The organism is Curtobacterium sp. PhB137 (genome assembly GCF_003814955.1).
Taxonomy (GTDB): Bacteria; Actinomycetota; Actinomycetes; order Actinomycetales; family Microbacteriaceae; genus Curtobacterium.
This window is the reverse complement of sequence record NZ_RKQO01000007.1, coordinates 86,470-113,105: the sequence shown is the minus strand read 5'-3', so window position 1 is coordinate 113,105 and position 26,636 is coordinate 86,470. Positions and strand designations below refer to the sequence as shown.

The window sequence follows — 26,636 nt, the reverse complement described above, 5'->3', positions numbered from 1 at the left end:
CAGATCGTAGGCCGCAGAACCGACCTCTGTCCCGGAACGTGACGAAGTGTTCACACCATCTGTGCGCTGCGTCGACGTGCCAGGACGTACCCGACCGCGACCGCCCCGGACACCGCGAGGAGCGACGGGATGAGGATGTCGGTGCCCTCCTGTGTGAACTCGACCACCAGGACGAGCGCCGTGAACGGGGCCCGCATCGTGGTCGCCAGGAACGCCGCGGCGCCGACGAACGCGAAGGCAGCCAGGCCCGGGCCGTCGGCCGGCCAGAGCAGGAGCCACGCGCCACCGAGGCCGCCGCCGATCGCCGAACCGATCGCGATCGAGGGCGTCAGGGTGCCGCCGACCGCGCCGGCACCGATCGTGGCCGACGTGGTGATCGTGCGGACGACGCCGAGCAGCAGGAGCAGCACGATCGGCGCCAGGCCGGCGACGGTGTCGTCGTCGAGCGAGGCGTTCATCGCGACGATGCCCAGCGCCCGGCCGTTGCCGAGGATCTCGGGGAACGGCACCGCGATGAGCCCGACCATCGCGAACACCACCGGCAGCACGACGAGCAGGTGCCAGCCCTTGGGCGCGATGCCCTGCAGCCGGTTGGTGAGCTTCACGAACCCGACGCCCGCCAGGCCGAGGACGGGCCCGACGATGATCGCCCAGACGAGCAGCGACGGCGACATGTGCATCGCGGGCACGTGGTAGAGCACCTCGTCCGGGATCACGAGCCGGGCGACGAACGCGGCGACGGCACTCGTGGCGAACGCGGGCAGGGCCGTGGCGAAGCTGATCTCGCCGAGCAGGACCTCGACGGCGAACAGCGCACCACCGAGCGGGACGTCGTACACCGCGGCGAGGCCCGCTGCCGCTCCGCAGGCGACCAGGATCTTCGTCTCGCGCGGGGTCAGACCGGCACGACGGGTGACGAGCTGGGAGAGCCAGGCGCCGACCTCGCGCGGCGCGACCTCCTTGCCGATCGAGGCGCCGAGACCGACCGCCAGGATCTGCACGCCGGCGTTCGCCAGGGTCGCGAGTGCGGGCATCCGCTTGCCGCCGACCGCCGCGGTGACCGACACGATCGGACGCCCCCAGCGCCGGAGCGCCCACCAGGCGAAGCCCGTCAGGACACCGGCGGCCACGAGGGCGAGGAACCGGTTCAGCGCCGACGGTGCGTCCGCCGCCTCGAGGTGCCCACCGAAGCCGTACCCGAAGGCCACGAACTGGATGAGCTGCAGCGCGAGCCACACGGCGATGCCGGCGATACCGCCGGAGACGCCCACCAGGGCGGTGACGACGGCGAGCTTGAGCGCCCAGACGGGGGTCGCGTGTCCGGAGCGCGGCATGTCGGAAACCCTAGCGGCTCCGATCACCGGCACCGGGCCTCCCGGTCGTCCCACCTGCCGTCAGACGGCCGTCAGACGGCCGTCAGACGGAACGGGACCACGCAGTCGGCGGGCATGAGCGGCGGGTGCAGGCCGACCGTGCCGAGCACCCGACCGCTGAACACCCGTGCGCCGCTCCACCAGTCCGGCCGGACGATCCCGTGCCCGTCACCGACCACGATCGGGTCGACGCGGTACGAGACGTCCGGGTCGAGGTCGCGGAAGGTGACCCGACCGGTGCCGGACACCTCAGACCGCCCGATGCTCGCCAGGAAGAAGACGGCCTGCTGCCGGTCCGGCGTGACCGTGCCGTACACGAGCCGGGAGTCGTCGACCTCGTCCATGCGCACCAGGTCGCCGCCGTGCAGCAGCCCGCGCAGCTCCTTGTACAGCGCGATCCACTCGGCCAGCGACGCCGACTCCTCCGCCGTCGCCTCGGTGAGGTCCCACTCGATGCCCAGGTGCCCGACGAGCGCGGTGCCGGCCCGGAAGGCCAGGTCGTGGACGCGGCCCGTCGAGTGGTTCCTGCCGCTCGCGATGTGCGCGCCGAGGAGTTCCGGGGGCAGGAGCTGCTGCGTCCACCGGTGCATCTGCTGCCGCTCGAGGGGGTCGATGTCGTCGGACACCCAGACGCGGTCGGTGTGCTCGATCACGCCGAGGTCGACCCGGGCGCCACCCGACGCGCACGACTCGATCTCGAGCGACGGGAAGCGTTCCTTCAGGGTCGCCATCAGCCGGTACGTCGCCAGGGTCTGCTCGTGCACCGCCGCGCCGGCACCGGGGAACCCGGCCTCCACAAGGTCGCGGTTGTGGTCCCACTTGACGTACTCGATGCCGTACTCGCCGATGATCGCCGTCATCCGCTCGAGCACGTACTCGTACGCTTCGGGGATCGCCAGGTCGAGCACCTGCTGGTCGCGGGACCGCATCGGCAGTCGGCCGTCCGCCTGCATGATCCACTCCGGGTGGGCGCGGGCGAGGTCGCTGTCCTCGTTCACCATCTCGGGTTCGAACCACAGGCCGAACTCCATGCCGAGCGCCCGGACACGGTCCACGATCGGCCCGAGCCCGTCGGGCCAGACGTCCTCGTCGACGTACCAGTCGCCGAGCCCGAGGTGGTCGTTCCGGCGGCCGCGGAACCACCCGTCGTCGAGCACGTACCGCTCGACCCCGAGGGCCGCGGCGCGCTCCGCCAGGTCGGTCAGCCGGGCGAGGTCGTGGTCGAAGTACACGGCCTCCCAGACGTTGATCGTCATCGGCCGCGGCGTCGTCGGGTGCTGCGGCCGGCTCCGGAGCCACTGGTGGAAGCGTCGGGCCTGCTCGTCGAGCCCGTCACCGTGGGCGAACCACACCCACGGCCCCTCGTACGTCTCGCCCGTGCCGAGCCGGACCTCGCCCGGCAGCAGCAGTTCGCCGCCGCCGATCACCTGGCGCCCGGTCGACAGGCGTTCGGCGTGGTGCCGGTGGTTCCCGCTCCAACCGGTGTGCACGCCCCACACCTGACCGCGGGCGAAGCCGAAGCCGGGCTCCCCCACCGTCAGGACGGTCGCGGCGTCGGCACCGGTCCGGCCCTTCCGGCTCTCACGCTGGTGGGTACCGACGACGAGCTCGCGGCGCTGCGGGGTGCGTTCCTTGCCCCATCGACCGGCGAAGTCCAGGACCTCGCGCGCACCGGACGGGATCGGCATCGCCACCGTCAGGTCGTCCACCGTGTAGACGCCGTCGGCGGTGTTCGTGACGGCAGCCCGGGCACGGACGAGTCCGGAGACGAGCACCTCGATCGTCAGCCGGACGGCGAGCCCCGCGGTGTCGTCGGCAGCCTCGGTCGTGACGGTCGTGTCGGTCACGTCGAGCGACCGGACGGTGAACGCCGGCGACCAGTCGTGGCCGTCGCGGTGTCCGGCCAGGCCGGGTCGTCCGCTCCACCCGCGGTTCGGCTCGGGCAGCACGGCGACACGGACGGGGTCGTCCATCTCGTTCTGGGCCACGGGGGCGACGTCCGCGTCGGCGAGTGCGACGAGCGCGTCGTCGTCGAGTGGCCCGAGGGCTGCTCCCCAGTGCACCACCGCGGGCAGCGCGTGGTCACGGCAGTCGAGGACGAGGGAGACGCCCCCGGCGGTCAGGTGGACGAGGTCGTACGAGGTCACGGCCCCAGTCTTCCTCAGAACCAGCGCTTGACCTTGAACACGACCCACAGGATCGCGGCGAACAGGACCATCCCGACGATCGACAGCGGGTAGCCCCAGGTCCACGTCAGCTCGGGCATGTGCGTGAAGTTCATGCCGTAGATGGCGGCGATGAGCGTCGGGGCGAACAGGATCGCCGCCCAGCCGGAGATCCGCTTCGTGTCGTCGTTCTGCTTCTGCGCCGCCAGGGTCGAGTCGACCGTCAGGGCGTTCTGCAGCAGCTGCCGGAACGTGTCCAGCCGCTCCACCGTGCGGATGGCGTGGTCGAGGACGTCGCGGAACCGGCGCTGCATCTCGATCGGCAGGTGGTACTTCTCGGCGCCGCGGTGCAGGTTCTCGATGATGTGGATGAGCGGTCGGGCCGCACGCTGGAAGTCGACGACCTCGCCGAACAGTTCGTAGATGCGCCGCGAGACCCCGGCCTCGCCCGCGAACAGCTGGTCCTCGATCTGGTTGATGTCCTCTTCCAGCCCGTCGATCACCGGCACGTAGCCGTCGACGATCGTGTCCATCAGCGCCCAGAGCTGCGCCTGCGGTCCGACCGTCACCAGGCCGGGCTTGCCGCTCATCCGCTGCAGCGCTCGCGGGACGGTCGGCTTGCCGCGCGGGTCGGCCTTCACCACGACGAGGAAGAAGTCCTCGCCGACGAAGGCGTGCACCTCGCCGAACGCCACCTCTTCCTGCCCGTCGTTGTAGAGCGCGGGCTTGAGGACCACGAAGAGCGTCGAGCCGTACCGCTCGAGCTTCGGCCGCTGGTGCCCCTCGGCGGAGTCCTCGACCGCGAGCTCGTGCAGGCCCAGGGCGACCGCGACGTCGCCGAGCTCCTGCGCGTCCGGTTGGTACAGCACGATGCACGCGCTCGCGCCCTGCTCGTCGAGCATCCGGAAGGTGTCGTCCAGCGACGGACTCGCCATCGGGGCGATCCGGTCGACGTACACGGTGTTCATCTCGACGCTCACGCGACCACCGTACGCAGGTGACCGGCTTTCGGACGGCAGGCCCGTGGCGGGCCCGCCACGCGCCTCCAGTCCGCCGTCCCCCACAGGCTGAACGCACGCTGCGCGCCCGACATGACCGCCCGCCTACGGTTCAGGTCATCAGCATGCTGACGAAGGGAACGGTCATGAAGAGGATCTGGAAGCGCATCGCAGTCGCCGTGAGTGCCGTCGTCGCGGTGGTCGGGGCGTTCGTCGGGTCCGGCGCGGCCGGCGGGACGCCGATCCAAGACGCTGCCGGCGGAGCACTGTCCGCGTCGTCGACCGCCATCGCACCGGACGGCCCGGCGTTCTCGATCTGGAGCGTCGTCTACGTCGGCCTCATCGCCTACGCCATCCGCCAGCTCTTCCGCACGTCGGACGATGACCGGCACGCGAAGCTGGCGGTGCCGGCGATCCTGTCCCTGCTGCTCAACGCGGCGTGGATCCTGTCGGTGCAGTTCGGGTTCCTGTGGGCGAGCGAACCGATCATCGTGGCCCTGCTCGCGGTGCTGATCTGGACGTTCACGATCCTGCGACGGACGAAGCCCTCCGGCGTCGTCGAGGCGATCGTCACCGACGGCACGTTCGGCCTCTACCTCGGGTGGGTGTGCGTCGCGACGGCAGCGAACACGGCCGCGGTGCTGACGGCAGCGGGCTTCCGGGGCTTCGACCTCGGGCAGGACGTCTGGGGTGTGCTCGTCGCAGCGGTGGCCGGGCTCGTCGGGCTGCTGCTGGCGGTGTGGGGTCGGGGTCGCCTGGCGCCGATGCTCTCCCTGGCCTGGGGGCTGGCCTGGGTGGCGGTCGCGCGGCTCGACGGTCCGCTGGTGTCGACGCCGACCGCCGTGGCCGCGGTGGTCGCAGCCGCCGCGGTCGTCGTGGTGACGGTCGCCGTGCGGGCGCGTGCGGGGTGGTCCGGCGCGCGTGGCCTGGCGGCGCGCACGGCGTAGCCAACATTCGCGCTCAGCGACAGTTCACGGCCGCGAGGCTGCGTGAACTGTCGCTGAGCGCGAAACAACGCGCGCCAGCGCCGGGCCCGCAGGCGGCCGGCCTACCGCGCCGACGCCACGAGGCCGTGCGCGGCCGCCACGGCCTCGTTCGTGACCTGGCCGGCGTGCACGTTCAGGCCGAGGGCGAGCGACGGGTCGGCGGCCAGCGCGGCCTCCCACCCGCGGTCGGCGATCGCGATCGCGTACGGCAGCGTCGCGTTCGTCAGCGAGATCGTGCTCGTGCGCGGGACGGCGCCGGGCATGTTCGCCACGCAGTAGTACACGGTGTCGTGCACCGCGAACGTCGGGTCGTCGTGCGTGGTCGGGTGCGAGCCCTCGAAGCAGCCGCCCTGGTCGATCGCGATGTCGACGAGCACCGATCCCGGCCGCATGTCCGCGACCATGGCGTCGGTGACGAGCTTCGGCGCGGACGCCCCGGGGATGAGCACGGAACCGATCACCAGGTCGGCGTCCCGCAGGGCTTCCGCGATAGCGTGCGCCGACGACCGCAGCGTCGTGATCCGCCCGTCGAACCGGGCGTCGAGCGCGCGCAGGCGGGGCAGGCTGATGTCGAAGACCGTGACGTCGGCCCCCATGCCGAGCGCCATCGTCGCCGCGTGCTCGCCCGCGACGCCACCGCCGATCACGACGACGCGGCCCTTCGGCGTGCCGGGCACCCCACCGAGCAACAGCCCGCGTCCGCCGTTCGTGCGCATCAGGTTGTAGGCGCCGACCTGGGCCGACAGCCGCCCGGCGACCTCGGACATCGGCGACAGCAGGGGCAGCGAGCGGTCCGGCAGCTGCACGGTCTCGTAGGCGATCGCGGTGGCTCCGGAGTCGATGAGCGCGTCGGTCAGCGGGCGGTCGGCCGCCAGGTGCAGGTACGTGAAGAGCACCTGGCCCGGACGGATGAGCGGGTACTCGGACGCCACCGGCTCCTTGACCTTCAGGATCAGCTCGGCGCGCGCCCAGACCTCGGCGGCGGTGTCGACGATCTCGGCGCCCGCGGTGCGGTACTCGTCGTCGGGGAACGCCGACCCGGTGCCGGCGCCGGCCTGCACCAGGACCTGGTGGCCGTGCAGCGCCAGCTCCGCGACACCCGCCGGGGTGGCCGCCACGCGGTACTCGTTGTTCTTGATCTCGGTGGGGACGCCGATGCGCATCGCAGACTCCTTCGTGGGTGGTGCTCTCGTCCACACCATTCAGCGCCGGATTCGTTGCGGTGGCGTTACGGCCGAAGATCCTGACGACGCACGGCGCATCCGTGCGATGAGATTCGGCGATCAGTCGCTCAGAAGACCTTGCCCGGGTTCAGGATGCCTGCCGGGTCGAACACCCGTCGGATCCCCCGCTGCAGCTCGAGCACGTCGTCGCCGAGCTCGTCACCGATCCACCGACGCTTCAACACCCCCACGCCGTGCTCGCCGGTCAGTGTCCCGCCCAACTCGATCGCGGCACGGAACATCGCATCAGCGGCGTCCCAGACGTGAGCCGGCACCTCGTCGCCGTCGAAGACGAAGTTCGGGTGCAGGTTGCCGTCGCCGGCGTGCGCCACGGTCGGGATCGGGACACCGTGTTCGCGACCGATCTCCTCCACGCGGGCGAACATCTCGGCGAGCCGGCTGCGCGGCACGGCGACGTCCTCGATGAGCACCCGGCCTCGCGACTCCATCGCGGCGTGGAAGGACCGGCGGATCGTCAGCAGGCGCTCGCGTTCCGCCGCCGACCCGGCCAGGTGCACGGTTCCGCCCTCGGCCTGGAGGCGCGGCACGGCTCCCAGCGCGGCCTCGGTCGCGCCCGGACCGTCGAACTCCACGAGCAGGAAGACCCCGCCCGCCGCGGTGCTCCCCACCGTCTCGACGATCACCTCGGATCCGAGGTACGCCGCGATCCCCTCGAGGGCGAGGGCGTCCAGCAGCTCGACCGTCGACGGCCGGTCCGCTCCCGCCACGACGGCCGCTGCCGCGGCCGCCGCCTGCTGCACGGACGGGTAGACGGCCCCGAGGGTCGCGGGCTCACCCGCCGGGATCGGGACGAGTCGGACCGTGGCGCCGACGATGACGCCGAGCGTGCCCTCGGACCCGACGAGCAACGCCGTCAGGTCGAGGCCGGTCACCCCCTTCACGGTTCGGTGGCCGGTCGACACGAGCCGGCCGTCCGCCAGCACGATGTCGAGTCCGAGCACGGCCTCGCGCGTGACGCCGTACTTCACGCACCGCAGACCACCGGCATTCGTGGCGATGTTCCCGCCGACGCTCGCGATCGCCGCACTCGCGGGGTCCGGTGCGAAGCGCAGCCCGTGCTCGGCGACGGCGGCGTTCAGCGCACCGTTGAGCACCCCGGGTTCGACGACGGCGAGTTCGTCCTCGACGGACACCTCGACGATGCGGTCCATCCGCGCGACACTGAGCACCACCGTGCCCTCGGTGCCGTTCGCGCCACCCGCCAGACCGGTGCCGGCGCCGCGCGGGACGACGGGGACGCCCAGGGCCGAGCAGGTCCGGAGTGTCGCCTGCACGTGTTCGACGGTGCGGGCCTCGACGACGGCGACCGGACCGCCGGGTGCGATCCAGCCGGACTTGTCGGTCCGCGCGGCGTCGAGCACGCCCGGTTCGGTCCGGACGACGGTGCCGTCGGGGTCCTGCAGTGCGGAGCGGAGCGCGGTGACGACGGTGTCCATGTCGTCACGCTACCGCCGCCGGGTGGACTCCCCGGCTCGGTGCCCCGCGGCGGTCAGCGCGTGCGGAGCGACTCGCTCGGCAGCTCGCCGAAGCGGGCACGGTACGTCGCCGAGAACCGCCCGAGGTGCCCGAAGCCCCACGACCGGGCGATCTCGGCCACCGAGGTCTCGTCGCGCGCGCCCCCGAGCAGGTCCGCCCGCGCACCGTCGAGCCGCACCTCGCGCAGCAGGTCGCCGGGCGTCTGGTCGAGGTGCCGTCGCAGGGACTGCTGCAGCCCGCGCGGGCTGAGCCCCGCCGCCGCGGCGATCTCGGGTGTGCCGATGGGTTCGCGGGCGTGCTCGTGCACGAAGTCGAGCGCCCGGCGGACGCGGCCGTGCTCCGGACCGCCGCCGGCCACGGTCGAGCGCCAGCGATCGCGCTGCGGGAACGCACGGATCGCAGCGGTCGCGAAGGCCTCGGCGATGTCGCGCTGCGCGATCGGGTCGAGGTCGTGGTCGACGTCGAGCCACGTCGACGAGTGCGTCCGGACCACGTCCTGCCACGCGGCCGTGCCCGCAGCCGTCGGGCGCTGCATCGGCTCGAAGGCGAAGTCGTCCTCGCCGACCAGCGCCCGGACGAAGTCGCGGTCCAGGTGCACGAGGTTCAGCGCGATGTCGCGGTGGTGCAGGGAGTACGGCTCGGCGAACGGCAGCACGACGGGCGCGCCGGCTTCGAGCGCCCAGGTCTCGCCGCCGCAGGTGATCCGGCTGGAGCCACTCCGCATCCAGGCCACCAGGAACTCGTCGTCGACCTGGCTCTCGCTGCGCAGGTCGACCATGAACCGCGACGACCGCAGCGACATCCGGTCGTCGCCGACGCCGGCGAAGTCCCAGTGCGCGGTGGGGCGGGTGCGCCGGACCGCGGGTGCCCGGAAGTCGTAGTCGCGCCCGAAGAACGCGAGCGCCTGGTCGACGTCCGTGCCGACCACGCGACGGGAGTACCGGCCGCCCGGTCGGTCCATCGAGATCACCATGGCCGAGACCGTACCCGGCACCCCCGACAGAACCGGGTCACATCCTGACTCAGGGCTGCAGGATCGCCTGCCCGACGCTCTCGTCCAGGATCAGGTCCGTGACGAGCCCGGACGCCAGCGCACCCCGCAACGACGCGGCCTTCGACCGGCCCGCGACGACGCACACCCGACGGGGCGCGCGCTTGATGGTGTCGAGGTCCGGGCCGCCCGCGCGCGCGTTCACGCCGATGTCCCGCCACGACCCGTCGGCCCGGTAGAACACGGTCGAGACGTCGCCGACGACCTGGGCCTTCGTGAGCTCGTCGCGGTCCGCGGGGTCGAGGTAGCCGCCGGAGTACACGTGCGACGGCACCGGGGCCTGCGGGGCGCCGACACCGAACACGACCAGGTCCATCCGCTCGTGCAGGTCGAGCACACGGCGGATCGAGCGCTCGCGGAACAGCGCCTCCTTCGTGGCGGGGTCGTCGAAGAACGCGGGCACCGGGAACTGCTGCACGAACGCGCCGTACGCCTCGCCGAACCGCCGCAGGATCTCCGAGGCGTAGACGATGCCGGTGGTGCGGGTGTTCGCGGCGCCGTTGATCTGCACGATGGTCGACCCGTGCGTGGTCTTCGGCACGAGGTACCGACTGACCGCGCTCACCGTCGAGCCCCACGAGATCCCGATCACCATGTTCGACTCGACGTACTGCGTCAGGATCCGGGCGGCGGACAGGGCGACACGTTCCAGGCGGTCGACGTCGCTCGTGTGGTCCGGCACCGGGACGACGTGCGCGTGCACGCCGAACCGCGAGCGGATGCTGCGGCTCAGCGCGGCGGCCTGGTCGAGGGGTGAGCGGATCTGGATGTCGACGAGGCCGGTGTCCCTGGCGTACTTCAGCAGGCGCGACACCGAGGAGCGCGAGGTCGCGAGTTCGTCCGCGATGGCGTCCATCGTCAGGTCCTGCAGGTAGTACAGGTGGGCGGCGCGCAGCGCCTGCTGCGTGCGCATGGGCTGAGCCGCATCGCTCATGGTGCTCCGATCTGTCGAACGCAACCATGCACGGACGTGCACGGCCTCTGCAACCCCTGTCGCGCCTCCCGGCCCCCGGATCCGAGTGCACGACACGTGTGCTGCACGTTCGTGCACGCAAGTTGCCCGACCTCCCAAACCGGCGCACGATCGATCCTGACCACGAGAACAGACGAAGGAAGCGACGAACCATGTCGAAGAAGACACAGCCCCGGAACACGGTGACCGCCCTCACCGAGCGCCCGAACGCGCAGGTCCTCGTCGTCGGCGGCGGCATCAACGGCATCGCCACGTTCCGCGACCTCGCGCTGCAGGGCGTCGACGTCGCCCTGGTCGAGCGCGGCGACTACGCCTCCGGTGCGTCCGCTGCGTCGAGCCACATGATCCACGGCGGCATCCGCTACCTCGAGAACGGCGAGTTCCGCCTGGTGCGCGAGAGCGTCCAGGAGCGCAACGGCCTCATCCGCATCGCCCCGCACTACGTCAAGCCGCTGCAGACGACGATGCCGATCTTCTCGACGTTCTCCGGCATCATGAACGCCCCGCTGCGCATGCTGACGCACAAGCAGCGCTCCACCAAGGAGCGCGGCGCGATGCTCATCAAGATCGGCATGACGATCTACGACTCCTTCTCGCGCGACGGCGGCTCCGTCCCGAAGCACGTCTTCCGCACCAAGAAGGCCGCGCTCGAGGACATGCCCGCCCTCAACAAGGACCTGAAGTACACGGGCACCTACTACGACGCGAGCGTGCACGAGCCCGAGCGCCTGGCCCTCGACGTCCTCAAGGACGGCATCGCCGCGGGCACCGGAACCGGCTCCGCCGCGACCGCCCGCGCGACGAACTACGTCGAGGCAGCTGGCACCCGCGACGGCGGCGTGCTGCTGCGTGACCGCGAGACCGGCGAGGAGTTCGTGTTCACCGCCGAGGTCGTCGTCAACGCGTCCGGCCCCTGGACCGACCTGACGAACGAGGCGTTCGGCGGCGAGACGAAGTTCATGGGCGGCACGAAGGGCTCCCACATCGTCGTCCAGAACGACGAGCTGCTCGAGGCCACCAAGGGCCGCGAGCTGTTCTTCGAGAACGACGACGGACGCATCGTCCTCATCTACCCGCTCAAGGGCCGGGTCCTCATCGGCACGACCGACATCGACGCCGACCCCTCGAAGCCGGTCACGACCACCGACGAGGAGATCGACTACTTCTTCGGGCTCGTGAAGCACGTGTTCCCGCAGATCGACGTCACCCGCGACCACATCGTCTACAGCTACTCCGGCATCCGCCCGCTCCCCCGCCACGAGGACACCGCCCCCGGCTTCGTGTCGCGTGACTACCGGATCGTGGACACCCAGATCGCCGGGCTGCCGAAGTCGACCGTGCTGTCGCTCGTCGGCGGCAAGTGGACGACGTTCCGTGCCCTCGCCGCGCACCTGTCGACCGAGGCCACCACGAAGCTCGGCATGACCCGCAAGGTCGACACGACCGGCATGGCGATCGGCGGTGGCAAGGAGTTCCCCACCACCGACGCGCAGCGCACCCTGTGGATCACCTCGCACCGTGACGGTCTGGACGAGTCCCTGGTCGAAGGCCTGCTGGAGCGCTACGGCACCCGTGCGGCCGAGGTCGTGGACGTCCTGACCGACGGCCCCCTCGAGGCGCTCGAGTCCGACCCGTCGCTCACCCGCGCCGAGGTCGCGTACTTCGCCGAGCACGAGCAGGCCGTCCACCTGGTCGACGTGGTGCTGCGCCGCACGAACCTGGCGTTCGTCGGTGGTGTCACGATCGACCTGCTCGACGAGCTGGCCGACGTGCTCGCCGGGGCGCTCGACTGGACGCCCGAGGAGCGCGCGGACGAGGTCCAGCGCACGCTCGACGTGCTGCGCGAGGCGCACCGCGTGATCGTGCCGCTGACGTCCGCAACGGCACAGGCGTCCGCAACGGCACAGGCGTCGGCGTCGCAGCTCGCGTAGTCGACGCGACCGCATTCAGACGGGAAGCCCGGTACCAGCTGGTACCGGGCCTCCCGTCGTTCGTCTGGTCTCGTTCCGTTCGCCCGGTCGCGATCGCGCGTCAGAACCGCTCGCCGGTCGGGTCCAGCGCGGTGCGGTCGATGAGCTGGTCACCACCGATCGGCTCGCCCTCCCAGTCGACCAGGTGCCAGCCGTCGGCGAAGGACCCCTCGAGCTCGACGATGCCGGTGTTCTCCAGGTGGCGCTTGGTGCCGAAGTGGTCAGGGGTGTTGTCGGCGGCTGCGCTCGCCCAGGTACGGATCGCCGCACCGTGACTCACCGCCGCCGCCACGCCGACGCCGGTGGCCTCGATCTGCCGCACGGCGTCGTCGTACCGCTCGAAGAACTCGAGCCCGCTCTCCGCACCCGGCATCCGGGTCGTGCGGTCCCCGCCGGACCAGCCGTGCACCGTCGAGATGTACAGCTGCACGGACACCGTGTCGCTCTTGCCCTGGGTGTCCCCGGCCTCGATCTCACGCAGACCGGGCAGCACGACGGGCTCGAGTCCGAGCGACGCCGCCAGGGGCGCCGCGGTGATCTGCGTCCGGACCATGGTGGAGGCGAAGAGCCGCTCGATCCCCCGGTCCGCCAGGGCTGCCGGCAGGGCGTCCGCCTGCTGCTGGCCGAGCTCGGTCAGGCCGGGTCCGGGCACCACGGCGTCGAGGACACCGTTCACGTTCGCGGGGGTCTGGCCGTGGCGGATGAGCAGCAGTCGCATGGATCCACCCTACGGACCACCGCCGACGTCAGCCCTGGCGGGTGTTCCAGCGGGGGTTCTGCTTGTTGATGACGTAGACCCGGCCGCGGCGACGGACGACCTGCGAGCCGGGGATCTTCTTCAGTGCCTTGAGCGAGTTGCGGACCTTCATGGTTCTCCTCCGTCGGCGCTCTCTTGTTGAGAACGGTTTTCAGGTAGGGTACCCGACATGCGTGCTGCTGCCATCACCCTCGTCACCGCCCTCCACGAGGCCGACGCCGACCGCGTCGCCGCCCGGATCACCACCGGGCACCGGATGCACGTCGACGGGAGTGCGTTCGCCGCGGCCCGCGCGGTCGCCGAGCGGGCCGACCACCTCGACCGCGCCTGCGGACCCGACGCCGACCACGGCCTCGTCGTCACGCTGCAGCCCGGCTCCGACGCCCGCGCCGTGGGCATGATGCTCGCGAACGCCGCCCGGAGCGAGACCGGCGACGACCGGCTGCTCCGGCACGTGGTCGGGGTACTGCGCGCCGACGACGTCGCCCACCTGCTGTGGTCCGACGTCGACGACGCGTTCGTGGCCGCCGACCGGGTGGCGTCCCTCGTCGAGTACGCGACCGTCATCGCGCTCGACCGTCTCGCGCCACTGTCCCTGCGCCGCCGTCGCGCACTGGTCGCACTGCTGCACCGGCTCGCGCCGCAGGCCGTGATCGTGGCGCTGCCCGCACTCCGGACCGCGCGCGACCTGCCCGCGTCGAACGGCGGGGCCGCTCGGGTCCTGGCCTCGGGTGCCGGGTGGATGCGCGCCCTGTCGAGCGGCGCCGACACCGGCCGGGACGCCCGCGACGACCTGGTCGCGATGCGCTACCGGGAGCCGCTGCCGTTCCACCCAGGGCGGCTGGCCACCGTGATCGAGCGAGACCTGGCCGCCGGGGCCTCGGGCCGGGTGCTCCGCTCGAAGGGGTTCTTCCGGCTGGCATCACGCCCGGACCACGTCGGCTCGTGGTCGAGCTTCGGGGCGATGCTCGCGCTCGACCCCACCGCGAACCCGTCGTGGGACGCCGACGCCCCGATCGGGCAGGCGCTGTGGTTCGTCGGCGAGCGGCTCGACGTGCGGGCGATCGAACGGGCCCTCGACGGGGCGCTGCTCACGCCGCCGGAGCTGCTGGCCGGGCCGGATCTGTGGCGCGGGTGGGCGGACCCGTTCCCCGTGTGGCCGGCGGTGGACCCGGCGTCGGAGCACCGGCACGAGTGAGGCGGGTGCGCGCGGGTGCGTGCGTGCGCATCTTCCGACAGGACACGAGTCGATCGACGCGTGGATCGTCGCAGCATGTGCACGCATCCGGTGCGTGCGCATCTTCCGACAGAACACGAGTCGATCGACGCGTGGATCGTCGCAGCATGCGCACGCACAGACGGGAGGCGGGGTGCAGGTCGGACCTGCACCGCGCCTCCCGTCCGTGGTCACGTCGCGAGCGCCCCCAGGGTCAGCGCGTCGGCACGGCCTCGGCTTCGGCGGCGTCGCCCGCGGCCCGGGCGGCAGCGTCCTGCGCGGCGAACGGCAGGTCCCCCAGGTCCAGGTTCGGGTTCGTGTCCTGCGTGAGCACGAGCTCCTTCGCCTCGGCCTCGGTCTCCACCGCCGGCATCGAACCCGGCAGCGGACGGCGCGAGGACTCCTTCATGCAGAAGACACCGATCGCGCCGACGACGCTCATCGCCATCAGGAAGTACGCCGGAGCGAGCTCGTCCCCGGTCACGGTGAGCAGCGCCTGCACGATCAGGGGTGTGGTCCCACCGAAGACCGCGATGGCGATGTTGTAGGCGAAGCCCATACCGCCGTACCGCGTCGAGGTCGGGAACAGCGCCGGCAGCGACGCCGCCTGGTTCGACACCCACAGCGCGGTCATCAGTGCGAGCAGCCCGAGTCCGGCCAGCGTGGACCACTGCGCACCGTGCCCGATCAGCATGAACGCCGGCACGACGAGCACCACGGTCGTCGCGGCACCGATCCACATCACGACGCGTCGACCGAGCTTGTCGGACAGCTTGCCGGTGAGCGGGAGCATGACCGCCAGCAGCAGGAGCACCGGGATCGTCAGCAGTGTGCCGTCGAGCGGCGAGTACCCGAGCGAGTCGGTCAGGTAGGTCGGCATGTACGAGGTCAGGGCGTACCCGACGGTGTTCGACGCCGCGACGAGCATGATCGCGATGACGATCGGCCGCCAGTGGTCCCGGACCATCACGAGCACGTTCGCGGGACGCTCTCCGTCGAAGGACGCGCGGGTCTCGGACGCGGCCTCCTGCGCCGCCTGGGTCGCCTGGAACACCGGCGACTCCTCGATGCGCAGACGGAACCAGATCGCGACGACGCCGATCACACCGGCCGCCAGGAACGGGAAGCGCCAGCCGTAGGCGACCATCGCGTCCTCGCCGAGGGTGATCTGCAGCACCGAGACCACGGTCGCTCCGAGCGCGAAGCCCAGGTAGCTGCCGAAGTCCAGGATGCTCGCGAAGAACCCGCGGCGACGGTCCGGGGCGTACTCGGTCACGAAGGTCGTCGCACCGGCGTACTCACCGCCGGTGGAGAACCCCTGCGCCAGCTTCAGCACGACCAGCACGATCGGTGCGAACACCCCGATCGTCGCGTAGGCGGGCAGCGCTCCGATGAGGAACGTCGACGCCGCCATCATGATGAGCGTCGTCGCGAGCACCTTCTGGCGCCCGATGCGGTCGCCGAGACGGCCGAAGACGATGCCGCCGAGCGGACGGGCGATGTACGTCGCAGCGAAGACACCGAGGCTGAACAGGATCTGCACGGCGGGCTCGGCGGTCGGCAGGAAGACCTTCCCCATCGTGACCGCCAGGTAGCCGTAGACGCCGACGTCGTACCACTCCATCGTGTTGCCGACGACCATGCCGCTCACCGCGCGGCGCATCATGCTCTTGTCGACCACGGTGACGTCGCTCTCGCGCAGACGTCGGTGCGGCCGGGTCGGGGTATGGCTGGGATCGGAGCCCATGTCTCTCCTCGAGGATCGTGACGAGCCGGCAGGGACCGGCTCGGGCCGGTGGAGACCGGCTCAGGAACAGCGAGCGACGTTACCGAGCGACCGAAATGTCATTGGCCGGTGATTCCCAGGCAGCGGCGTGTCACCCGAACGGGGGGAGGGCCCGATCCGCATGCGCCTGCGGATCCGGAAGGCTGAGTAACGAGGACATAACATCGGCGCATGGCGATCGAACCCGAGACGAAGAGCTGGACCTGGGTCATCGAGGGCACCTGCCCCGAGTGCGGCTACGACGGCACCACGGTGTCGATCCGCGACGTGCCGGGGATCATCGACGCGAACACGACCGCGTGGCCGACCGAACTCGGCCGGGATGACGTGCGCGAGCGTCCCGACGACCACACCTGGTCGGCACTCGAGTACGGCGCCCACGTGCGCGACGTGCACCGGAAGATGACCGAGCGGCTCGCCCTGATGCTCAAAGAGGACGCCCCGACGTTCCCGAACTGGGACCAGGACGCCACCGCGGTCCAGGACCGGTACGGCGAGCAGGACCCGGCCGTCGTCGTCCGGGAGCTCGGCGAGGCCGCACACCGGGCAGCGCGGGCGTTCGACGAGGTCCGTGACGACCAGCTCGAGCGCACCGGACTGCGGTCGGACGGCAGCGCCTTCACCGTCGCGAGCCTCGCGACGTACTACGCGCACGACCCCGTCCACCACCTCTGGGACGTGCGGCGCACACACTAGGTTCGGGCGTACCTGCCGGAATCGGGCGTACCTGCCGGAATCGGGCGTACCTGCCGGAATCGGGCGTACCTGCCACGAAGAAACGACCAGGTATGCCCGAAAGCGCCTTCCATCGCGCCCGTTCTGGGAAGGAACGCGCACCTGCCAGGCGCCGAGCAGACCGCTCAGGCGAGCGCGTCGAGCAGGGCGCGGGCCGTCGCGGCGTCCGACACCAGCTCGTTGACGAGCCCCCCGCGCACCGCGCCGACGATGCTCCCGACCTTGGCACTGCCCACGGCGACGCCGACGGCGTGCGGCACACCGGACAGGACCTCGCGTGAGGTCCGGACCATCCGGTCGCTGCCGGGGAACTCGATGGGCGAGCCGTCCGCGGCGTAGAAGTTGAGGCAGACGTCACCGGCGGCGTGGTCGAACGCGGCGTCCTCGACGGGGACGCCCCGCGCCAGGGCGTCGCGCGTCGGGGTCGGCGCCCCGATGCCGAGGATCGCGCCCTTCGCCCGGCCCCAGAGCCCGACCACGTGCTGGAAGGCCGGGTCCTCGTCGAGCGAGGACCGCATCGCGGGCGACGGCAGCGCCTGCGCGAACAGGAAGGCGGGGATCGCTCCGGAGTGCTCCGCAGCGGTCCGGGTGATCTCGTTCGTCTGGAACCACGGCATCGGGTCGGCCTGGCCGCCCACCGTCGGGACGAGCTGCACGCCGGGCAGGCTCGGCATGCCGGCGTGTGCGACGTCGTACACCGTGCGGCCCGACGACATCAGGACGGCGTCACCCGGGACGAGTCCCATGCCCTCGACCGCAGCGGCCAGGGGTGCGGCGAGGTCGGCGCCGAGCGTGGCGGTGTGCGTGACGGCGGCCAGGTGCACCGCTCGGATGCCGAGCACGACCTGCAGCCGTTCGGCGAGCGCGACGGTCTCGTCCTGGAACGGGTCGACGACCTCGATGCGGACGAGTCCGGCCTTGCGCGCCTCGGCCACGAGCCGCGACACCGTCGGACGCGAGACACCGAGGCGCGAGGCGATCTCGACCTGGGTGGCGTCCTCGAGGTAGTACATCCGCGCCGCCTGGTACACGGTGTCGAGCGGGAACCGGGTCCGGGCACCCTCGGCGGCGGGGTTCTCGGCGGACATGCGCCGATCGTATCCCCGGCACACCTCAGCGGATCGTGAACCCGCCGTCCACCCGAAGGTCGGCGCCGTTCACCATCGCGCTCGACTCCCCCGCCAGGAACAGCACCGCGGCGGCGATCTCGTCGGGGGTGGCGAAGCGGCCGGTGGGGATCTCGTCCTGGTGCCGGATGCCGTTCTCGTTCGCCCACGCGGCACGGCCGAGGTCGGTGAGCACGACGGTCGGCGACACGGTGTTGACGGTGACGCCGCGACCGCCCCACTCGAGCGCGAGCACACGGGTGAGTCCGATGACGCCCGCCTTCGAGGCGCAGTAGGCGGCGTGCCCGTCGATGCCGACGTGCGCGGCCTGCGAAGCGATGTTCACCACGCGCCCGTACCCGGCGGCGAGCATGTGCCGGCCGACGGCCTGGGCGACGCGGAAGGTGCCGGTCAGGTTGACGTCGATCGTCCTCGACCAGGTCTCGGCGGACAGTTCGTCCGCCGGAGCGAGTGCGGCGATCCCGGCGCAGTTGACGAGCACGTCGACGCGACCGAAGTGCGCGACGACGTCGGCGACGGTGCGCGCCACGGATGTCTCGTCCGTCACGTCGCAGCCGAACCCGGCAGGGAGGCCCGCGGCCGGCAGGTCGGCCGCCGCCGTCGTGGCGCCGTCGGCACGGACGTCGACGATCGCGACCCGCGCACCCCGTGCGGCGAGTGCCCGGGCGATGGCGTTCCCGATGCCGGAGGCGCCGCCGGTCACCACTGCGGTGCGGCCGGTGAAGTCGTTCGTCAGGTCGACGGTGTCCGGGCCCGGGCGCAGGGCTGCGGCGAAGTCGGGGGTGGTGCTGGTCGTCATATTCGCTCCTTTGCGTCGGGTCGAACCTAGCAGAAATTGTGTTCTGGACAAACGTTCTGCGAGGTGTACAGTCGTCGCCGAAGCCATCCAACGAAGGAGCAGCGCATGTCGACGACGACCGAGAACGCGGCCACGACCGCCACCACGACCATCCCCACGACGATGCGAGCCGTCGTCGTCCACGGCCCGGGCGACTACCGGCTCGAGGAACGCCCCGTGCCGACGCCCGGCCCCGGCGAGCTCCTGCTCCGCACCGACGCCGTCGGCATCTGCGCGAGCGACCTGAAGTGCTACCACGGCGCCGCGAAGTTCTGGGGTGACGAGAACCGCGCCGCCTGGGCCGAGACGGACCGCATCCCCGGGCACGAGTTCGTCGGGACGATCGTCTCCGGCGACGACGACACCCTGGCGAAGCGGAAGGTCTCGCTCGGGGACCGCATCGCGTGCGAGCAGATCGTGCCGTGCTGGGAGTGCCGCTACTGCCTCGAAGGCGCGTACTGGATGTGCAACGTCCACGACATGTTCGGCTTCAAGGGCTACGACGGCGCGATGGCCGAGTACGTGCTCGTCCCCGCCAAGGCCCTGACCCACCCCGTGTCGAGCGCCCTGCCCGGTCAGGTCGCCGCGTTCGCCGAGCCGCTGTCCTGCGCGTTCCACGCCGTCGAGCGGGGCGACATCAAGTTCGGCGACACCGTCGTGATCGCCGGCGCCGGACCGATCGGCCTCTCCGCCATCGCTGGTGCTCGACAGAAGAACCCGCTCCGGATCATCGCGCTCGACGTGGTCGAGGCGAAGCTCGAGCTGGCACGCAAGGTCGGCGCGGACCTGACGATCAACATCGCCGAGGACGACGCCGTCGCCCGGGTCAAGGAACTGACCGACGGCTACGGCGCCGACGTCTACATCGAGGCGACCGGCCACCCGTCGGCGGTGCCGCAGGGCCTCAACCTGCTGCGCAAACTCGGCACCTTCGTCGAGTACTCGGTGTTCAAGGACGCCGTCTCCGTCGACTGGTCGATCATCTCGGACGACAAGGAGCTCGACGTCCGGGGTGCCCACCTCGGCCCGCACACCTGGCCGGCGGCGATCAAGCTGCTCGAGGCCGAGACCCTGCCGATGTCGGAGATCTGCACGCACCAGTTCCCGCTCGAGCGGTTCCAAGAGGCCCTCGACCTGGTCGGCGACTCCGCCGGCGCGAGCGTCAAGGTCTCGATCCTCCCGTCCCTGCAGGCCTGAGCCCGCCGACCCCTGGAGTCAGCAAGCATGTCAACGACGACACAGCGCGCCACCGGTGCGCCCACGACCCCTCGCGCCGAGGGCCGCCTCGACCGGATGGGGATCCCCCGCCCGCTCGCCCTCGGGTTCGTCGCCGTCCTGGTCTTCATGACCGGGAACGGCGTCGAGTCGAACTTCATCACCCCGCACATGGTCGCGGTCCTCGGCAGCCCCGAGGCCACCGTCGCGACGATCGTGACCTTCTACAGCCTCGCCGCCCTGATCGGCAGCTACGTCTCCGGCGCCCTCTCCGACCTGATCGGGCCGCGCCGGGTGATGATCCTCGGGTTCGCCGTCTGGGTCGTCTTCGAGGTGCTCTTCCTGCTCGCGCTGAACATCGGCAGCGTGCCGTTCGCGGCCGTCGCCTACGCCGTCCGGGGCTTCGGCTACCCGCTCTTCGCCTTCGCGTTCCTGGTCTGGGTGAACATCACCACCCCGGTCGAGCGGAACGGTTCGGCGGTCGGCTGGTTCTACGTCGCCTTCACGGGTGGCCTGCCGACGCTCGGTTCCCTCTTCGCGATCGGCGCCATCCCGGTGTTCGGCGGCGGCACGATCGGTGAGACCGGCGCGATGGTCGCCTCGATCGGCCTCGTCGTGATCGGGTTCCTCATCATGCTGTTCGGCGTCCGGCTGCCGAACGGGTTCTCCCGCATCGCCCCGGCCGGAGAGAGCGCCTGGCAGGTGCTGACGAGCGGCATCCGTCTGACCGTCACCCGGCCGAAGATCCTGATGGGCTTCCTGGTCCGCCTGATCAACACCGCGCCCGAGTTCGGCATGTTCGTCGTCCTGCCCGCCGTGATCGCGAACGAGCGCGGGTGGGGCCAGAGCCGCTGGCTGCTCATGACCGTGTGCGTCTACGCGACGAACATCCTGGTGAACGCCCTGTTCGGCTGGGTCGGCGACAAGATCGGCTGGCAGCGCACCGTCAAGTGGTTCGGCATCGTCGGGTCTGCCCTCGGCCTCATCGCCTGGTGGTACGTCCCGCAGCTCGTCCCCGCCGGGTCGGACTGGGGCTACGTGCTCTCCGTCGTCGCCGGTTGCGTGTTCGGTTGCCTGCTCGCCGGCTTCGTGCCGATGGGCGCGATCATGCCGGCGCTCGCCCCCGAGCACAAGGGCGCCGCGATGGCGATGTACACGACGGCGGCCGGCGGCGCGGCGTTCCTCGGCACCGGTGTGGTCGCCGCGGTCTTCGCGCTCGGCGGTGGCGGTCAGGCCGCGACCTGGACGTTCGTCGGCCTGTACGCCTGCGCGTTCGTGATGATCCACTTCCTCAAGGTGCCGCAGGGCACCCGCACCTCCCACTGAAGGACTCCAGCATGACCACGATCCACGACGCCCCCGACGAGTTCGCCGAGGACCAGCTCGCCGGCTGGCTCGCGCTCTACGCCGACCGCGTCCGCGGCGTCCACGGCGGCGTCGTCACCCTGCCCACCGACGGCGCCGACCCCCAGGTCGCGGTGGTCGTCGGCGGCGGTTCCGGCCACTACCCCGCGTTCTGCGGGATCGTCGGCCCGGGGTTCGCCACCGGCGCCGTCGTCGGCAACGTCTTCACCTCGCCGTCCACCGCGCAGGTGTACTCGGTCGCCAAGGCGGCCGACCAGGGGAAGGGCGTCGTGCTGTCGTTCGGCAACTACGCCGGGGACACGATGAACTTCGGGCTCGCCGCCGAGCGGCTGCGTGCCGAGGGCATCGACACCCGGATCGTCGTGGTCACGGACGACATCGCGAGCGCCGACGAGGAGTCGAAGCGCCGTGGCATCGCCGGGGACTTCTCGGTCTTCAAGGCGATGGGTGCCGCGGCCGCCGCGGGCGCGGACCTCGACGAAGTCGAGCGCCTCGGCAACGCCAGCAACGCCGCCACCCGCACGATCGGTGTCGCGTTCTCCGGGTGCACCATGCCCGGCGCCACCGAGCCGCTCTTCACCGTGCCCGACGGCCACCTCGGACTCGGGCTCGGCATCCACGGCGAGCCCGGCATCGAGGACGTCCCACTGCTCCGCGCGACCGACCTCGCGGGGCTGCTCGTCGAACGGCTGCTCGCCGACCGACCGGCGAACGCGGGTACCCGGGTCGCCCCGATCCTGAACGGCCTCGGCGACACGAAGTACGAGGAACTGTTCCTGCTCTGGGGACGCGTCCTCCCGCTGCTGCGGGACGCCGGCCTCGAGATCGTCGAACCCGAGGTCGGTGAACTCGTCACGAGCCTCGACATGGGCGGCTGCTCGCTGACCCTGCAGTGGCTCGACGACGAGCTCGACCCCCTGTGGCGTGCCGACACCTACACGCCCGCGTACCGCAAGGCGGCCGCGCCGATCGCAGCGTTGCTGCCGGCCGACGCGGTGGACGACGCCGAGGACGAGGCGACGGTCGTGCCGGACGCGAGTGATGCCTCCCGGCAGGCCGCGCAGACGGCACGCGACGCGATCGAGGCGATCGACGCGCTCCTGCGGGAGCACGAGGAGGAGCTCGGCCGCATCGACGCCGTCGCCGGCGACGGCGACCACGGACGCGGCATGGTCAAGGGGATCGGCGCGGCTCGGAAGGCAGTCGACCGGGTCGGCCAGGAGGCAGGGGTCGCCTTCGTCCTCGGACGCGCCGGTGACGCGTGGGCCGAGTTCGCGGGCGGCACCTCGGGAGTCCTGTGGGGTGCGGCACTCGAGGCCTTCGGACGGTCGCTGCGCGACGACCGCTCCGCGTACGAGGCGTCCGACGTCGTGGAGGCCGCACAGGCCTTCGCCGACTCGATCGTCCACCTGGGCGGGGCGTCCCGCGGGGACAAGACGCTGCTCGACGCACTGCTGCCGTTCGTGGATGCACTGCGGACCTCGGTGTCGGCTGGCTCCTCGCTCACCGACGCGTGGCAGGCTGCAGCGGAAGTCGCTCGTGACGAGGCCGACAAGACAGCCGACCTCACGCCGAAGGTCGGGCGTGCCCGGCCGCTGGCGGAGAAGAGCCTGGGGACACCCGACGCGGGTGCCACCTCGATGGGGATGATCCTCACGCGGGTCGGCGAAGTCCTCGCTGCCCGTGCGAACGAACTGGAAGGAACACACGCATGACGTACCGTCTCGTGATCGGCTCGGACGATGCCGGGTTCGACTACAAGGAGATCATCAAGCAGGACCTGCAGGCCGACCCGCGGGTGGCGTCGGTCGTCGACGTCGGCGTCGACGCGGACGGGCACACCGCGTACCCGCACGTGGCCGTCGACGCAGCGCGACTCGTCGCGTCGGGTGAGGCCGACCGCGCGATCCTGATCTGCGGCACCGGACTCGGCGTCGCGATCGCGGCGAACAAGGTCCCGGGCATCCGCGCCGTCACCGCGCACGACTCGTTCAGCGTCGAGCGTTCGGTCCTGTCGAACGACGCCCAGGTCCTCTGCATGGGCCAGCGGGTCGTCGGCGTCGAGGTCGCCCGCCGGATGGCGAAGGAGTGGTTGGGCTACGAGTTCGACCGGACGAGCGCGAGCGCCTCGAAGGTCCAGGCCATCTGCGAGTACGACGGCAGCGCGCCCGCCGGCGTCGACGCCCAGGCGTAGGCGCGGCGGCACTCCCGCGGAACCAGGTTCCGGACACAGCACCGTGCATCTGCGCGGTGCTGTGTCCGTTGCGCGGTGTCGAACGGTCAGCTGCGCGCGGCTAGCCGGTGCACGACGGCCTTCGTCGCCTCGTAGAGCTCGCGGTAGTCGCGGTACCCGGGCTCGTAGGCCGCCGTCGCGACGGGGTCCGGCTCGATGACCGTGGCCGGCGGGTTCCACTGCCGGATGTCGACGTCGGCCACGAGCTGCGCCGCCAAGAACGCCGACCCGTACGACGCTCCCACGGTCACCGACGGCACCGTCTGCCGCAGCCCGGTCACGTCGCTCACGATCGTCGGCCAGAGCCGTCCGAGCAACCCGCCGCCGGCCCCGACGAGCTCGCGGACCTCGACCCCGGCCGCACGCAGTACCTCGATGTTGTGCCGGACCGCGTAGGCCGTCGCCTCGAGCGTCGCCCGGTAGATGTCCCCACGCGTGTGCCGCACCGTCAGCCCGGCGATCACCCCGCGCGCGTCCGGATCGGCGATGGGCGTCCGCTCCCCCGCGAAGTACGGCAGCATCAGCAGCCCGTTCGCGCCGATGCCCGCACACCGAGCCTCTTCGAGCATCGTCGGCCACTCGCCGTCGACCAGCCGACGCAGCCAGTCGGTGATCGCCCCGGAGGTCGCCATCCCACCCGACACACTCGGCTGCCCCGGGTGCGTCCCGACCGTCGTCCACATGCCCGGCACCGGCGTCGGCTCGGCGGTCGGCGCGATCATGAACATCGTGGTGCCGTACTGCAGGAACATCCGGCCCGGCACGGACTCCCCGACGCTCACGCCCTCCGCCCATGCGTCGATGGTGCCGGCCGTCACGGGGATACCGACCGGGAGGCCCGTGGCCGCGGCCGCCTCGCGCGTCACCACGCCCGCCTGGTCGCCGGACCACAGCAGCCGCGGCAGGGGCAGGCCGGGCGCAAGCTGCTCGCACCACTCGGTGATCCAGGTGTTCTCGTGGACGTCGTAGAGCGGCGTGGTCTGGCTGGCCGAGTGGTGGTCGAGGACGTACTCCCCCGTCAGCAGCTCCACCACGCGTGACGCCGGCATCGTGAACCGGACCGCCCGCTCCCAGACGTCGGGCTCGTGGCGGGCGACCCACGCGAGCTTCGCGCCGGCGGCCTGGGTGCTCAGTCCGGAGCCACACCGGGCGCGGATCGTGTCCTCGCCCCCGAGCTCCGCCGTGACCTCGTCGAGCAGGTCGGCCGTCCGGGTGTCGATGCCGTACAGGACCGCCGGGCGCAGCGGATCACCCACGTCGTCGGTCAGCAGGACGCAGGGGCCGATGCCGCTCACGCCCACGGCCTGCACGTCGGCATCCGGGACGAGCGCGAGGAGCTCGTGCGTCAACGTCGTGAACTCGTCCCACCACACGGCCGCGTCCATCTCGACCAGTCCCTGGGCAGGACGGTCGACGTCGTGCCGACGGCTCACCTCGGCGATCACGGTGCCGTCGAACCGGGCCAGCAGCGCCTTCGTGCTCGACGTCCCGATGTCCAGACCGAGCACCGCCCGCATGCCGCCTCCTTCGCCGCCACGCGACCGCCGTCGGTCGCGTCCCGAGTCTACGAACCTTCCGCGGGCCGCCAGATCGACTCCAGACCCCAACTCTCCGGCGCGCCGAGATCCGCAGCGCGCGGTCGAAGTCCATCAGGGAACGGGCGTGCTCGATCGACGCTCCGGTTCGGTACGTCTCACGCAGCGTGATGTGCCCCGCGACTTCGCATCCACGATCAACGGAGTCCGGCTGTCGGAGCGGGTGGAGGTAGCCCCGTCAGGCGGTAGTAACCGACTCTGCTCGACCTGCTGATCCAGCGTGAGCCAGGGCTTCGAGTACTCGACCACCACACCCCCAGGTGAAAAGAAAATCAGCCCGGGCCGAATGGCGACGGGCTGATCGTGATGGGTCCGATCATACCGGAGGTTGACGACGCGGTGGGGTCCGATGAACGAGTGTGGACAACATGTTCTCCCCAGTCGAGACGCCCAGCGTCCTGTCGGGGGCCGGACGTACCGTACTCACGACTCCGATGCTCCACGAGGGGAACCCGATGAAGAAGTCAGCCTGGCTGCCAGCAGTCATCGCGCCGGTGGTCGTCGCCGGCGCCGTCGCCGCCCCGATGATCGCGAACGCGGCGAACGACCCGATCGCGGGGACGAACCCGACCGCGGCCGACGTCATCGCCAGCATCGCGAAGTCCTCGGACGCGCAGTACTCCGGCAAGCTCTCGCAGTCGAGCGACCTCGGACTCCCCGAACTGCCGACCGGTTCCGGCGGCTCCTCGCTCGAGGGCGACGCCTCGGACGTGCTCGGGCTGCTCACCTCGTCGCACACCGCCCGCGTGTACGTCGACGGCGCTGACAAGCAGCGCGTGCAGTTGACGCAGCAGCTCGCCGAGCAGGACGTGGTCCGCAACGGGTCCGAGGTCTGGACCTGGGACTCGAAGGAGCGCACGGCCACGCACGTGACCCTGCCCTCCGACACCGCGAAGGACCTGCAGGACGGCGCCACCACGCCGACCGACATCGCCGAGCAGGCCATCGACGCCAGCACCACGGTCTCGAAGCCGACCGAGGTCAGCGTCGCGGGTCACGACGCCTGGCAGATCACGCTGACGCCGAAGTCCTCCGACACCCTGGTCGGCACGGTCCGACTGGCGGTCGACCAGCAGACCGGGCTCCCGCTGCGCGCGACGATCCAGGCCGCCGGGCAGGACGACCCCGCGGTGCAGGTCGGGTTCACGAGCCTCGACTACGGCGCACCGGCCGCACGGCTCTTCGACTTCACGCCCCCGGCGAACGCGAAGGTCACCGAGAAGGACCTGTCCGACGCCGAGCACGGTGCGCACGCGAAGGGCGACCACGCCCGCGGTGCGCACGACGGTGACGAGCCGACCTTCACGGGCGAGGGCTGGGGCACGATCGCCGAGCTCCCCGCCGGCACGGTGGACCAGTCGTCCCTCGGCGACGAGGCCTCGGGCCTGCTCGGCCAGCTCACGAAGGCCGTCGACGGCGGCCGTGCCGTGCAGACCTCGCTCGTGTCGGTCTACCTGACCGACGACGGCCGGGTCCTCGCCGGCGCCGTGCCGGTGTCGTCGCTGGTCGCCGCCGCGAAGTGAGCGCACCGGA

General features: G+C 71.4%; 22 protein-coding genes. 9 read left to right on the top strand and 13 right to left on the bottom strand.

The features are described from left to right. Positions 1-50: 50 nt before the first annotated feature. The 3 genes from EDF28_RS12575 to EDF28_RS12565 all read right to left on the bottom strand — a co-directional run bounded on the left by EDF28_RS12575 (position 51) and on the right by EDF28_RS12565 (position 4,518). Positions 51-1,334 (bottom strand): chloride channel protein, encoded by a 1,284-nt coding sequence (locus EDF28_RS12575; protein WP_123338757.1) that lies wholly within the window; start codon positions 1,332-1,334, stop codon positions 51-53. A gap of 71 nt (positions 1,335-1,405) precedes the next feature. Next, positions 1,406-3,520, bottom strand: a complete 2,115-nt coding sequence (locus EDF28_RS12570; protein WP_185094236.1) for an alpha-galactosidase — start codon at positions 3,518-3,520, stop codon at positions 1,406-1,408. A gap of 14 nt (positions 3,521-3,534) precedes the next feature. Continuing rightward, positions 3,535-4,518: a magnesium and cobalt transport protein CorA gene (locus EDF28_RS12565; protein WP_243698069.1), complete on the bottom strand. Its 984-nt coding sequence runs from the start codon at positions 4,516-4,518 to the stop codon at positions 3,535-3,537. Between the two features lie 164 nt (positions 4,519-4,682). Between EDF28_RS12565 and EDF28_RS12560 the strand changes: the two genes are divergently transcribed. Beyond that, positions 4,683-5,483, top strand: a complete 801-nt coding sequence (locus tag EDF28_RS12560; RefSeq protein WP_123938540.1) for a tryptophan-rich sensory protein — start codon at positions 4,683-4,685, stop codon at positions 5,481-5,483. 101 nt (positions 5,484-5,584) lie between these two features. On the opposite strand, the gene ald is transcribed toward EDF28_RS12560, so the two are convergent. The 4 genes from ald to EDF28_RS12540 all read right to left on the bottom strand — a co-directional run bounded on the left by ald (position 5,585) and on the right by EDF28_RS12540 (position 10,227). Then, a complete protein-coding gene (gene ald, locus EDF28_RS12555; RefSeq protein WP_123938539.1) occupies positions 5,585-6,685 on the bottom strand; it encodes an alanine dehydrogenase in 1,101 nt (366 codons plus the stop codon). A gap of 128 nt (positions 6,686-6,813) precedes the next feature. Continuing rightward, positions 6,814-8,202 carry an FAD-binding oxidoreductase gene (locus tag EDF28_RS12550; RefSeq protein WP_123938538.1) on the bottom strand — a complete coding sequence of 463 codons (1,389 nt, stop codon included), beginning with the start codon at positions 8,200-8,202 and terminating at the stop codon, positions 6,814-6,816. Positions 8,203-8,255: 53 nt separating this feature from the next. After that, the gene (locus EDF28_RS12545; RefSeq protein ID WP_123938537.1) at positions 8,256-9,215 is read right to left on the bottom strand and encodes an AraC family transcriptional regulator; all 960 of its coding nucleotides are present in this window, start codon (positions 9,213-9,215) and stop codon (positions 8,256-8,258) included. Between the two features lie 49 nt (positions 9,216-9,264). Next, positions 9,265-10,227, bottom strand: coding sequence for a sugar-binding transcriptional regulator (locus EDF28_RS12540; protein ID WP_165901120.1), 963 nt, complete (start codon positions 10,225-10,227; stop codon positions 9,265-9,267). A 191-nt stretch (positions 10,228-10,418) separates the two neighbouring features. Here EDF28_RS12540 and EDF28_RS12535 point away from each other — a divergent pair, with 191 nt between their 5' ends. Continuing rightward, positions 10,419-12,197, top strand: a complete 1,779-nt coding sequence (locus tag EDF28_RS12535; protein ID WP_123938536.1) for a glycerol-3-phosphate dehydrogenase/oxidase — start codon at positions 10,419-10,421, stop codon at positions 12,195-12,197. Between the two features lie 100 nt (positions 12,198-12,297). On the opposite strand, the gene EDF28_RS12530 is transcribed toward EDF28_RS12535, so the two are convergent. Continuing rightward, entirely contained in the window at positions 12,298-12,954 is a 657-nt protein-coding gene (locus EDF28_RS12530; RefSeq protein ID WP_123338752.1) for a histidine phosphatase family protein, read from the bottom strand. A 28-nt stretch (positions 12,955-12,982) separates the two neighbouring features. Beyond that, positions 12,983-13,105: a type B 50S ribosomal protein L36 gene (ykgO, locus tag EDF28_RS12525; RefSeq protein ID WP_022905672.1), complete on the bottom strand. Its 123-nt coding sequence runs from the start codon at positions 13,103-13,105 to the stop codon at positions 12,983-12,985. A 57-nt stretch (positions 13,106-13,162) separates the two neighbouring features. Here ykgO and EDF28_RS12520 point away from each other — a divergent pair, with 57 nt between their 5' ends. Further along, the gene (locus tag EDF28_RS12520) at positions 13,163-14,191 is read left to right on the top strand and encodes a GTP-binding protein (RefSeq protein WP_123938535.1); all 1,029 of its coding nucleotides are present in this window, start codon (positions 13,163-13,165) and stop codon (positions 14,189-14,191) included. A gap of 232 nt (positions 14,192-14,423) precedes the next feature. Here EDF28_RS12520 and EDF28_RS12515 read toward each other — a convergent pair whose 3' ends face one another. After that, entirely contained in the window at positions 14,424-15,956 is a 1,533-nt protein-coding gene (locus EDF28_RS12515; RefSeq protein WP_123938534.1) for an MFS transporter, read from the bottom strand. 210 nt (positions 15,957-16,166) lie between these two features. On the opposite strand from EDF28_RS12515, the gene EDF28_RS12510 reads away from it, so the two are divergent. Continuing rightward, positions 16,167-16,691, top strand: a complete 525-nt coding sequence (locus EDF28_RS12510; RefSeq protein ID WP_123938533.1) for a DinB family protein — start codon at positions 16,167-16,169, stop codon at positions 16,689-16,691. Positions 16,692-16,855: 164 nt separating this feature from the next. Here the strand turns inward: EDF28_RS12510 and EDF28_RS12505 are convergent, their stop codons facing one another. Together EDF28_RS12505 and EDF28_RS12500 are read right to left on the bottom strand one after the other, a co-directional pair. Next, on the bottom strand, positions 16,856-17,818 hold the full coding sequence (locus tag EDF28_RS12505; RefSeq protein WP_111084401.1) for a sugar-binding transcriptional regulator: 963 nt from the start codon (positions 17,816-17,818) through the stop codon (positions 16,856-16,858). A 25-nt stretch (positions 17,819-17,843) separates the two neighbouring features. Continuing rightward, positions 17,844-18,656 (bottom strand): GolD/DthD family dehydrogenase, encoded by an 813-nt coding sequence (locus EDF28_RS12500; protein ID WP_123938532.1) that lies wholly within the window; start codon positions 18,654-18,656, stop codon positions 17,844-17,846. Positions 18,657-18,761: 105 nt separating this feature from the next. Here EDF28_RS12500 and EDF28_RS12495 point away from each other — a divergent pair, with 105 nt between their 5' ends. The 4 genes from EDF28_RS12495 to EDF28_RS12480 are packed head-to-tail and all read left to right on the top strand — an operon-like array spanning position 18,762 to position 23,469. Then, positions 18,762-19,892: a zinc-binding dehydrogenase gene (locus EDF28_RS12495; protein ID WP_123672438.1), complete on the top strand. Its 1,131-nt coding sequence runs from the start codon at positions 18,762-18,764 to the stop codon at positions 19,890-19,892. Positions 19,893-19,919: 27 nt separating this feature from the next. Further along, positions 19,920-21,236, top strand: coding sequence for an MFS transporter (locus EDF28_RS12490; protein ID WP_207895492.1), 1,317 nt, complete (start codon positions 19,920-19,922; stop codon positions 21,234-21,236). Positions 21,237-21,247: 11 nt separating this feature from the next. Then, complete coding sequence (locus tag EDF28_RS12485) at positions 21,248-22,990, top strand: dihydroxyacetone kinase family protein (protein ID WP_123938531.1); 1,743 nt, start codon at positions 21,248-21,250, stop codon at positions 22,988-22,990. Continuing rightward, positions 22,987-23,469: a ribose-5-phosphate isomerase gene (locus EDF28_RS12480; protein ID WP_123938530.1), complete on the top strand. Its 483-nt coding sequence runs from the start codon at positions 22,987-22,989 to the stop codon at positions 23,467-23,469. Before EDF28_RS12485 ends, EDF28_RS12480 begins: the two co-directional genes overlap by 4 nt. Before the next feature lie 86 nt (positions 23,470-23,555). Here the strand turns inward: EDF28_RS12480 and EDF28_RS12475 are convergent, their stop codons facing one another. Next, on the bottom strand, positions 23,556-25,025 hold the full coding sequence (locus EDF28_RS12475; RefSeq protein WP_123938529.1) for an FGGY-family carbohydrate kinase: 1,470 nt from the start codon (positions 25,023-25,025) through the stop codon (positions 23,556-23,558). A 533-nt stretch (positions 25,026-25,558) separates the two neighbouring features. On the opposite strand from EDF28_RS12475, the gene EDF28_RS12470 reads away from it, so the two are divergent. Continuing rightward, positions 25,559-26,626 carry a sigma-E factor regulatory protein RseB domain-containing protein gene (locus tag EDF28_RS12470; RefSeq protein WP_185094235.1) on the top strand — a complete coding sequence of 356 codons (1,068 nt, stop codon included), beginning with the start codon at positions 25,559-25,561 and terminating at the stop codon, positions 26,624-26,626. Positions 26,627-26,636 lie beyond the last annotated feature (10 nt).